The 9,001-nt window shown below is 61.9% G+C and carries 10 protein-coding genes; 9 read left to right on the top strand and 1 reads right to left on the bottom strand.

What is annotated here, in order from left to right:
* Positions 1 to 72: 72 nt before the first annotated feature.
* Positions 73 to 2,370 carry a TonB-dependent receptor gene (locus AC4D6D_RS23125; RefSeq protein WP_491327845.1) on the bottom strand — a complete coding sequence of 766 codons (2,298 nt, stop codon included), beginning with the start codon at positions 2,368 to 2,370 and terminating at the stop codon, positions 73 to 75.
* 550 nt (positions 2,371 to 2,920) lie between these two features.
* On the opposite strand from AC4D6D_RS23125, the gene AC4D6D_RS23130 reads away from it, so the two are divergent.
* From AC4D6D_RS23130 to AC4D6D_RS23170, 9 genes are all read left to right on the top strand, one after another.
* A complete protein-coding gene (locus AC4D6D_RS23130; protein ID WP_491327846.1) occupies positions 2,921 to 3,154 on the top strand; it encodes a hypothetical protein in 234 nt (77 codons plus the stop codon).
* Between the two features lie 32 nt (positions 3,155 to 3,186).
* Entirely contained in the window at positions 3,187 to 3,726 is a 540-nt protein-coding gene (locus AC4D6D_RS23135; RefSeq protein ID WP_491327847.1) for an RrF2 family transcriptional regulator, read from the top strand.
* A gap of 172 nt (positions 3,727 to 3,898) precedes the next feature.
* Positions 3,899 to 5,104 carry an NAD(P)/FAD-dependent oxidoreductase gene (locus AC4D6D_RS23140; protein WP_491327848.1) on the top strand — a complete coding sequence of 402 codons (1,206 nt, stop codon included), beginning with the start codon at positions 3,899 to 3,901 and terminating at the stop codon, positions 5,102 to 5,104.
* A gap of 318 nt (positions 5,105 to 5,422) precedes the next feature.
* Positions 5,423 to 5,752, top strand: coding sequence for an ArsR/SmtB family transcription factor (locus AC4D6D_RS23145; RefSeq protein WP_491327849.1), 330 nt, complete (start codon positions 5,423 to 5,425; stop codon positions 5,750 to 5,752).
* Positions 5,753 to 5,762: 10 nt separating this feature from the next.
* A complete protein-coding gene (arsC, locus tag AC4D6D_RS23150; RefSeq protein ID WP_491327850.1) occupies positions 5,763 to 6,176 on the top strand; it encodes an arsenate reductase (glutaredoxin) in 414 nt (137 codons plus the stop codon).
* Complete coding sequence (locus AC4D6D_RS23155; RefSeq protein ID WP_491327851.1) at positions 6,173 to 6,709, top strand: GNAT family N-acetyltransferase; 537 nt, start codon at positions 6,173 to 6,175, stop codon at positions 6,707 to 6,709. Before arsC ends, AC4D6D_RS23155 begins: the two co-directional genes overlap by 4 nt.
* A gap of 5 nt (positions 6,710 to 6,714) precedes the next feature.
* On the top strand, positions 6,715 to 7,743 hold the full coding sequence (gene arsB / locus AC4D6D_RS23160; protein ID WP_491327852.1) for an ACR3 family arsenite efflux transporter: 1,029 nt from the start codon (positions 6,715 to 6,717) through the stop codon (positions 7,741 to 7,743).
* Positions 7,740 to 8,486 (top strand): arsenical resistance protein ArsH, encoded by a 747-nt coding sequence (gene arsH, locus AC4D6D_RS23165; protein WP_491327853.1) that lies wholly within the window; start codon positions 7,740 to 7,742, stop codon positions 8,484 to 8,486. Before arsB ends, arsH begins: the two co-directional genes overlap by 4 nt.
* A gap of 227 nt (positions 8,487 to 8,713) precedes the next feature.
* On the top strand, positions 8,714 to 8,992 hold the full coding sequence (locus tag AC4D6D_RS23170; protein ID WP_491327854.1) for a hypothetical protein: 279 nt from the start codon (positions 8,714 to 8,716) through the stop codon (positions 8,990 to 8,992).
* The last annotated feature ends 9 nt before the right edge of the window (positions 8,993 to 9,001 follow it).

Consider the following 9,001-nt stretch of genomic DNA (forward strand, 5'->3'; position numbering starts at 1 on the left):
TCCGGACACCTCGCAAGAGATTCAGCCTGTTTCGGAAGGGCGGTGCAGGAGCAGACCGCACCGCCCTTCAGATCAGAATTTGCCGGAGAACGAGGCGCCGATCACGCGCGGTTCGTTGAACACGGCGGCCATGTAGTTCTCGATCACACCCTTGAGGTTTTTCTCGTTAGTGAGGTTACGCGCGAAGGCGGCGATTTCATATCGTCCATTCGGCGCCGAGTAGCCGACCTTCAGGCCACCTTCGAAGTCGCCCTTCGAATAGAACTCCCTCGTCTTGTAGAGAACGAAGTTCGTATAACCTTGCCACATCCAGTCGGTCGCCGCGAACAGCGAACCGCCGTTGCCCAGCGGCACGTCGTAGCGGGCGGTGAGGTTGGCGGTGTACTTCGGCGCATTGGGCAGCGGGTTGCCGTCGATCTGCGCGAAAGTGCCGCGGGCGTTGGTGATCGTCGGGTCCTGAACAGTGCAGACCACCACGCCGTTAAGCGCGCAGACCTGTGCGTAGACGTTCTTGTCCTTGATCTCGGTGTGTAGCAGGCTGAGGCCCGCCGTCAGCGTGAGGTTCGGGATCGGACGCGCTTCCAGCTCGGCTTCCATGCCGTAGGCCTCGGCCTTGTCGGCGTTGAACAGGACGCCGTTACCATCGCTGTCGTTGCCGTTGAGCTGGATGTCCTTCACCCGGTAGGCGAAGCCGGAAAGATTGAAGCGGACGCGATTGTCGAACAGCTGGGTCTTGATCCCCGCTTCGCCCGAGAGGATCGTTTCCGAATCCGCCGTGGTGAAGTCCGAGTTGAACACCGCCGAGCGGCCCTGGATCGTCGGTCCACGGAAGCCGCGCGCGACGCGGGCGTAGACGTTGACGTTCGGATTGACCTCATAGTTCACGCTGACATCCCAGCTCGGCTCTTCGCCCGAAAGGCGCACATAGCGGCGTCCACGATAAGTGACCGCGCCAGCGGCCGTGTCGGCAGTCTTGAGCAGGCGGGTCTTCTTGGTGTCCTTGGTGTAGCGACCGCCGGCGGTGACCGTCAGCCCCGGCACCAGTTCGTAGCTGGCCTGACCGAACACCGCCCAGCTCGTGTTTTCGTTGCGCAGACGCACCCAATTGTTGGGGTTGTTCGCCGGGGGCGTCAGGAAATAGGCACGCTGGTAGAATTCGGTGATATCGCGCTGGTTGAACCACATGCCGCCGACCTGCCACTTGAAGCGGGTGTCGCCATTGCTCGACAAGCGCAGTTCCTGGCTGAGCTGGTCGAGATCGCGCACATTGCCCTGCGACTGACCGAAGCCATTGGCCACGCCGTTCACCGGATAGTCCGCTCCGGCTCCGCCGTCGGTATCGCCGCGGCTATAGCCCGAAGTAGTTTCCCAGGCGCTGATCGAGGTGAGCGTGACGGGCCCGAAGTCCATCGCGATGCGGCTGGACGCGCCGTAAGTGTCGTAGGCCTGCGGGTTGTTGTGCGCTTCGTCGAGTGCGATCTGGCTGCGCGGTTCGTCGCTGACGTCGTTCGAGCCCTTGGTGAAGGCGCCGCGATGGAAGATCGTCGAAGTGCCGGAATATTTGCGGGCGTGGAAGCTCGTCAGCATCGAGAAGCCCGTGCCGGTCGGCGCCAACAGGAGCTGGATGCGCGCGTCGCGTTCCTCGAAGCCGCCCATGGCGTCCTTCTTCGGCGAGACGGTGCCGTCGGCGCTCGGGCCGCTGTAGGTGTTGTCGATCCAGTCGTCACGGCGCTGGTAGAGGCCCGAAACGCGCACCGCCAGCACGTCCCGGATGATCGGGCCGCCGACCCCTGCATCCACGTTGACCGAGTTGTAGGAACCGTAGCTGGCATTGCCACGACCGGTCCAGCGATCGGTGCTCGGCTTGATCGTGTCGATCTTGATGATACCGGCGGTGGTGTTGCGGCCGAACAGCGAGCCCTGCGGTCCGCGCAGCACTTCCACCTGATCGAGATCATAGACCGGATTGGACTTCAGCACGACATGCTCCAGAACGACGTCGTCCTGGATGATCGAGACCGGCTGCGAGGCGCCAAGATAGAAGTCGATGTTACCGAGGCCGCGGATGTAGAAGCGCGGAAAGATACGGCCGGTCGTCGTCTCGGCATAAAGACCGGGCACGCGGCCGGAGAGCGAGAGAATATCGTCGCCCGCCGCCTGGAAACTGCGAAGCTGATCTCCGCCGACCACGCCGACCGAGATCGGCACCTGCTGGAGGTTCTCGGTGCGCCGCTCCGCCGTAACAACGATATCGCCGAGACCTTCCGTGGAAGGCGAAGTGTCCTGTGCGAAAGCATGGGTCGAAATACAAAGCGCACCCAGACCGCAGGTCAGATGCAGAGCTTTTTTGGCGATCACTTTCCTGGACACGTCGCATTCCCTGTTCGAAAAACTGGAAGCGCGGTTACTTTCTCTCAATGACAGTCTTGTTACCGAATTTTGCTGGAAATGTTGAGAAAGGTGATGAATCCGGCGGATTCAACTTTATGCACAGTGATTTCGAAAAGTCGTGCGACATTTGGGCAACGCTCGGGACACCCCCGAACAGAAAGCCTTGCGATCAATGCTATCAGCCAAGCAATCAAGCAGTACGATGGCAATGGGTGTGCCCTGCCCAGCCATCTGCCGATCGATGACCTGTCATGTCCGTTTCGCCTTGTTCCGATGACATGTTTTCCTCTCCTCCCGCCGTTCCAGGCCGGCAAGCCAACTTGGAGTGGATGCTGTGGCGTGAGACTATCAGCAATGCGCCATTATCTCGGCCGTTGGAGCCGGTTCACGAAAAGGCGGAATGCTGACTCCGTTTGGATTTTTCGTAAGTTAGGCGACATTGAATTTTGATTGCTGATAGAGGACATGACTGGTCTGTTCGCCGGCGGCGGCGCGCTGACGGCAGGATTGATCGACGGGGAAAACGAGGATGAAGCTGGAGACCTTGCTGCGCCGACGCGAGCCGGATCTGGCGCTCGTGATCGGCAACGACATCAACGCCGACTTACCCGCCGCTCGCAACTTCCACCTCGCTTCATCTAAGCCGTCGTCCATTCAGGCCAGCTGTCGCGACTGCAGAGACGCCCATCCAGACCTCACTTTGCCGCCGCACAAACCACCGGCATATAAACGCACACCAGATGAGTCCTCGTTATTATCTTGACCCATTAACGCAGACTCAGTATGTCCGAGTTTATGGCACACCTGACCACATCCGTTGAATACGCGCTCCATGGCCTGCTCTGGCTTGTAAACAGCGATGAATCGCTTAGCACGCGGGAGATTGCCGAAATTCAGGGTATCTCGCCCAGCTTCCTCGCCAAGATATTTCCTAGGCTGGAAAAGGCAGGCATCGTCTCGGCCAACGAAGGAGTGCGTGGCGGCTATCGACTCGCGCGGCCGGCGGACCGGATCACATTCCTTGAGGTTGTCGATGCGGTCGAAGGCGAAAAGCCGTTGTTCGATTGCCAGGAGGTGCGCGGGCGCTGCGCCCTGTTCGGCGGCAACCCTCCGCCTTGGGCAACCAGCGGCACTTGCGCGATCCATGCCGTGATGATCCAAGCCGAAAAGGCCATGCGCGACGTGCTGGCAACGCAGACGCTGGGTGCGATTTCTGAACGTTTCGGCCGCAAGGCTCCGGAAACCTACATGGCCGATCTGCGCGACTGGTTCGGCGATCGGCATGACCGACGCACCGCACGCACCGGCCGGCCCCGGCGCGAAGGCCCCAGTTGACCGCCTGAGCCGCGGCGCCGCGCCAGCATAGCGCCGCATTCTCTGACATTTCCGTCTTCTTTCCCGTCGTCCACCGGGCGCGGCCGGGAAAACTGCATCGCGCATAACGCGTGTAGCAGTCGCGTTTTGCGGCGCGACGATCTGTGCCCGGCAAACTTCAAGGAATAGACCCATGACCAAGCAGACCATTCTCGTCGCCGGTTCCGGTTTCGCCGGTGTCTGGGCGGTGCTCGCAGCAGCGCGGGCCATCGCTCTGGCGGACCGCGAAGACCACATCGACATCATCATGGTAGCGCCACAGCCCAAGCTGGCGATCCGCCCGCGCTTCTACGAAGCGGTTCTGGAGAACATGAATCCCGACGTTTCCGAACTGCTCAAGGTCATCGGCGCGCACTTCGTCGACGGCATCGTCGAAACCATCGGCGTCGAAGCACGTGAAGCGGCGATCCAGCGCAATGACGGCACGCGGGAGACCATCTGCTGGGATCGCTTCGTGCTCGCCACCGGCAGCCGCGTGGCGATGCCGCCGATTCCGGGGCTGGCCGAACATGCCTTCACCGTCGATCAGCTAGATCAGGCGCACAGTCTTGATGCGCATATCAAGGCGCTCGCCGATCGACCTGAGACGCTCGCGCGCAATACCGTGGTAGTGGCCGGCGGCGGCTTTACCGGACTGGAGGCGGCGACCGAGCTGCACGAACGCCTGCGCACGATGTTCGATACGCAGCCGCGCGTCGTGATCGTCGATCCGGCGCAGGAGATCGGCGCCGAGTTCGGATCCGAGGCAGGTCGCACGGTACGCGAGGCGCTGGCTGAGATCGGTATCGAACAGCGCCCCGGCGTGCTGCTTGGCGCGGTCGATGCAGGCGGAGCGCAGCTGTCCGACGGCAGCCGGATCGAGGCGGCCACCGTGGTCTGGGCCGCCGGGGTGCGCGCCCATCCGCTTGCCGCCGAAGTTCCCGGCGAGCATGATGCTGCCGGCCGCGTGGTAGGCGACCTTTTCTTGCGCGCTCCGGCTGCTCCGGGAATTTTCGTCACCGGCGATACCGTCAAGGCGGCCACCGACGATGCGGGGAACTTCAACCTGATGACCTGCCAGCACGCCCTCAGCCTTGGCCGCGTAGCGGGCTACAATGCCGCTGCCGAACTGTTGGGGCTGCCGCTGCACCCCTACAGCCAGCCCAAATACGTTACCTGCCTCGACCTTGGCGCATGGGGCGCCATGTATACCGAGGGATGGGACCGTCAGGTCAAGCTGACACGAGCCGAGGGCAAGAAGCTGAAGCAGGAGATCAATGGCGTGTGGATCTACCCGCCCGCCGCCGATCGTGAGGCGGTCTTCGCGGTCGCCAACCCGGATTTCGTAATCGTACCCTAACGGCGTGGCAATAATATCTGGATTGGCCCTACACATCCAGCGCGATTCGTAGGGCCATCGCCTGCCCCTTAAGAGCTATGAACGGGTAATCCGGACCCGCCGACAGAGTTGCCGTTCAGCGCCTCCTGCGAGCGTCTCCGAAGCGGTCATTCGTTCACCGAGAGATCAGCCACGATGAACGGCTGGCAATGGGCCGATTCCGGACAAGCAGCTTCACGCGGCAGTCTCACCTGAGCTGTCATTGCTCCCAGCCACCTATGCATCGGGAATAATCGATATTTTATTGACGAAGTAGATCGTATCGGATAATTCCGATGAATGCGCAACGATGATGCACTCTCGATTCTCTCCGCTCTCGGCCATCCGACGCGGCTCGATGCGTTTCGTCTGTTGATCCGGCACGAACCTGAAGGCCTGTCGACCGGCGCACTGGTGGAGGCATCGGGGCTCACCCAGAGCACGTTCTCGACGCATCTGGCCGTGATGGCGAATGCAGGGCTGGTGCTTTCGGAGAAGCGCGGTCGCCAACAAATTCAGCGCGCCAACCTCGACGCGCTGCGGGGACTGATGGTCTATCTGGCCAAGGATTGTTGCCAGGGGCGCGCGGAACTGTGCGAGCCGCTTCTGGCCGAACTTACCTGCTGCTGAAGAGGCAACAATGACCGATATCGTGATCTACCATAACCCGCTTTGCGGGACCTCTCGTAATGCCCTGGCCATGATCCGCAATGCGGGCATCGAACCTCATGTTATCGAATACCTGAAGACGCCGCCAAGCCGTGCCCTGCTGGTGAAACTCATTGCGCGGGCCGGCATCACACCGCGCGCCCTGCTTCGCGAGAAGGGTACGCCTTATGTCGAACTGGGCCTCGGCGACGAGAGCTTGACGGACGAGGCCTTGATCGACGCGATGATGGAGCATCCCGTGCTCATCAACCGGCCGCTGGTCTTGTCGCCGCTGGGCGTGAAGCTCTGCCGGCCTTCCGAAGAAGTGCTGGGCCTCCTGCCCACCGAGCAGCGCGGCACTTTCGTCAAGGAAGACGGCGAAGTCGTGGAAGCGACCCGGCGATGACCCTTTCGGTTCGCCGGGCTACGGTCGACGACGCGGACGCCATTGCCGCCAGTTATGCGCATCACGTTCTTCACGGCACGGCGACCTACGAAGTGGTGCCGCCGACCGAGGACGAGACCGTCGAGAAGATCTTGACGGTGACCGGCCGGAGCGGGCCCTTCCTCGTCGCTTGCGACGCCGATCAAGTACTCGGCTATGCCTACGCCACGCAGTTCCGCGATCGACCGGCCTATGCGTACGCCTGCGAGAACAGCATCTACGTGGCGCATGATCGGCGCGGCGGCGGCATTGGCACGCTACTGCTCAATGCCTTGCTGCAGGCCGCTGAAGCCTATGGCTTCCGGCAGATGGTCGCCGTCATCGGCGGCGGTGAACCAGCCTCCGTCGCGCTGCACGGCTCCTGCGGTTTTGAGCAGGTCGGCCGCCTGACGGGCATGGGCTGGAAGGCCGGCCGCTGGCTCGACACGGTTTACATGCAGATCGCCTTGGGCGGAGGCACCGCGACCGCGCCTGTTGCTTCCGGGAAGGACTGACGACCATGTCGCTGTTCGAACGTCATCTCTCGCTGTGGGTCGCCCTGTGCATCGTGATCGGGATCGGTCTCGGCCATTTGCTCCCCGGTGCCTTCGAGGCGATCGCAGCGCTGGAGATCGCCAACGTCAACCTCGTGGTGGCGGGGCTGATCTGGCTGATGATCATTCCGATGCTGCTGCGGGTCGATTTCGGCGCGCTCCATAGCCTTCGGCAGCACTGGCGCGGTATCGGCGTCACCCTTGTGGTGAACTGGGCGATCAAGCCATTCTCGATGGCGCTGCTCGGCACGTTCTTTCTCGGCTATCTGTTCGCGCCGATGCTGCCTGAAGGTGCATCGTCGTCCTACATTGCCGGGCTGATCCTACTGGCTGCAGCGCCGTGCACAGCCATGGTCTTCGTCTGGTCCAACCTCGTCGAGGGCGAGCCGAACTACACCTTGAGCCAGGTGGCGCTGAACGACCTGATCATGGTCTTCGCCTTCGCTCCGCTCGTGGGCGTATTGCTCGGCGTGGCATCGATCACGGTGCCGTGGAGCACGTTGGCACTGTCGGTGGGCCTCTATATCGTCGCCCCAGTGGTCATCTCGCAACTGCTCCGCCGAGCCCTCCTTTGCGGGGGTGAGCAGCGCCTTCAGCATTTCCTGTCCGCCATCGGCCCGATCAGCCTTGCCAGCCTGCTGCTGACGCTGGTGCTGCTGTTCGGCTTCCAGGGCGAGCAGATCATTCGGCAGCCGCTGGTGATTGCGCTGATTGCCGTGCCGATCCTGTTTCAGGTCTATCTCAACGCCGGCATCGCCTATTGGCTCAGCCGCCGTTTCGGCGTGGCGTGGTGTGTCGCCGGCCCTTCGGCCCTGATCGGTGCCTCCAACTTCTTCGAACTGGCTGTGGCCGCCGCCATCAGCCTCTTTGGCCTCAGTTCCGGCGCCGCGCTGGCAACGGTCGTGGGCGTGCTGGTCGAAGTGCCGGTGATGCTGTCGATCGTCGCCTTGGTGAAGCGGACCCGCCCCTGGTACGAGAAAGGTATTTCCGCATGAGACTGCGCGAACTCGCCGCCCCCGATCATCTTCCTGCTTTGGACAAGGCTTTCGCGTTGGCTCGTCCTGCCGCTGGCCTTGGCCCGGACCAACCGCCTCCGCGCATTCTGCTTCTCTACGGCTCGCTGCGAGAGCGGTCGTTCTCACGCCTCGCCGTGGAAGAGGCGGCGCGCCTGCTGCAATTCTTCGGCGCCGAGACGCGCATTTTCGATCCTAGGGATCTGCCGCTTCCCGATCAGGTGGCGGGGGACGATCACCCGGCAGTGCACGAGCTGCGCGAGCACGCGCTGTGGTCGGAAGGTATGGTCTGGTGCAGTCCGGAGCGCCACGGCCAGATCAGCGGCATCATGAAGACGCAGATCGATCATCTGCCGCTCCAGATGCGCGGGATGCGGCCAACGCAGGGCCGCACGCTTGCAGTCATGCAGGTGTCCGGCGGTTCGCAGTCCTTCAACGCCGTCAATTCGCTGCGCCTGCTGGGCCGGTGGATGCGGATGTTCACGATCCCCAATCAGTCGTCGGTGGCGATGGCGTACAAGGAGTTCGACGAGGACGGTCGGATGCGGGCCTCGAGCTATTACGAGCGCATCATCGATGTGATGGAGGAACTGGTGCGCTTCACCGTGCTGATGCGGCCGCACGCAGGGCAACTCGTTGACCGCTACTCCGAACGCAAGGAAGCTGGGCTCTCGGTAAATAATTCAGCGGACCACTCCGCAATTGCAATCACGCCTCAAACCTGATTGTCGGCCTGGTCCACGGAATGGCCGGTTCTGGATGCAAGCCGAATGAGAGTGAATGACTGGGTTGGGCGCGTACATTGCCAAAGCCCCTGCCCCGTTCTCCAATCCGGACCCGCCGACAAACCGGACGTAGACGGCGCCAATCGCGCTCCTCGAAACTTGCCCTTCGTTAATGTTGCGGCTGATGGCGTGCCCTGACTATTTGCAGGCCGATAACTTCATGCCAGATGGAATCGCAGTCATTGAGGATACGCAATTCCGATTTATCGACTGAATTCCATATGCACCGCCCTAGCGTTACCCGACCCTCGCCAAGGTTTCTCACCGCCGATGGAAAAGCCGAAACTCGAATACTTGCTCGCCTGGTTGGTATCGACAACGTCGAGCACATTGGCAATCTTGATGGATTTACCGGCAAGGAGCACGTCATCGGGCGCGACGATCTCGCTGCCGGTAATCGCGAGCTTGTGTGGAGCCAGAGAAAAAATACCTTCACACCCACTTAGAGAGTTCAA

The sequence above is a fragment of the Novosphingobium sp. BF6 genome (genome assembly GCF_058273105.1).

Coding starts and splice junctions, on each gene's coding strand:
- AC4D6D_RS23130 (WP_491327846.1), top strand. CDS start 2,921: ATGAAGCTGGAGACCTTGCTGCGCCGACGCGAGCCGGATCTGGCGCTC.
- AC4D6D_RS23135 (WP_491327847.1), top strand. CDS start 3,187: ATGGCACACCTGACCACATCCGTTGAATACGCGCTCCATGGCCTGCTC.
- AC4D6D_RS23140 (WP_491327848.1), top strand. CDS start 3,899: ATGACCAAGCAGACCATTCTCGTCGCCGGTTCCGGTTTCGCCGGTGTC.
- AC4D6D_RS23145 (WP_491327849.1), top strand. CDS start 5,423: ATGCGCAACGATGATGCACTCTCGATTCTCTCCGCTCTCGGCCATCCG.
- arsC (WP_491327850.1), top strand. CDS start 5,763: ATGACCGATATCGTGATCTACCATAACCCGCTTTGCGGGACCTCTCGT.
- AC4D6D_RS23155 (WP_491327851.1), top strand. CDS start 6,173: ATGACCCTTTCGGTTCGCCGGGCTACGGTCGACGACGCGGACGCCATT.
- arsB (WP_491327852.1), top strand. CDS start 6,715: ATGTCGCTGTTCGAACGTCATCTCTCGCTGTGGGTCGCCCTGTGCATC.
- arsH (WP_491327853.1), top strand. CDS start 7,740: ATGAGACTGCGCGAACTCGCCGCCCCCGATCATCTTCCTGCTTTGGAC.
- AC4D6D_RS23170 (WP_491327854.1), top strand. CDS start 8,714: ATGGAATCGCAGTCATTGAGGATACGCAATTCCGATTTATCGACTGAA.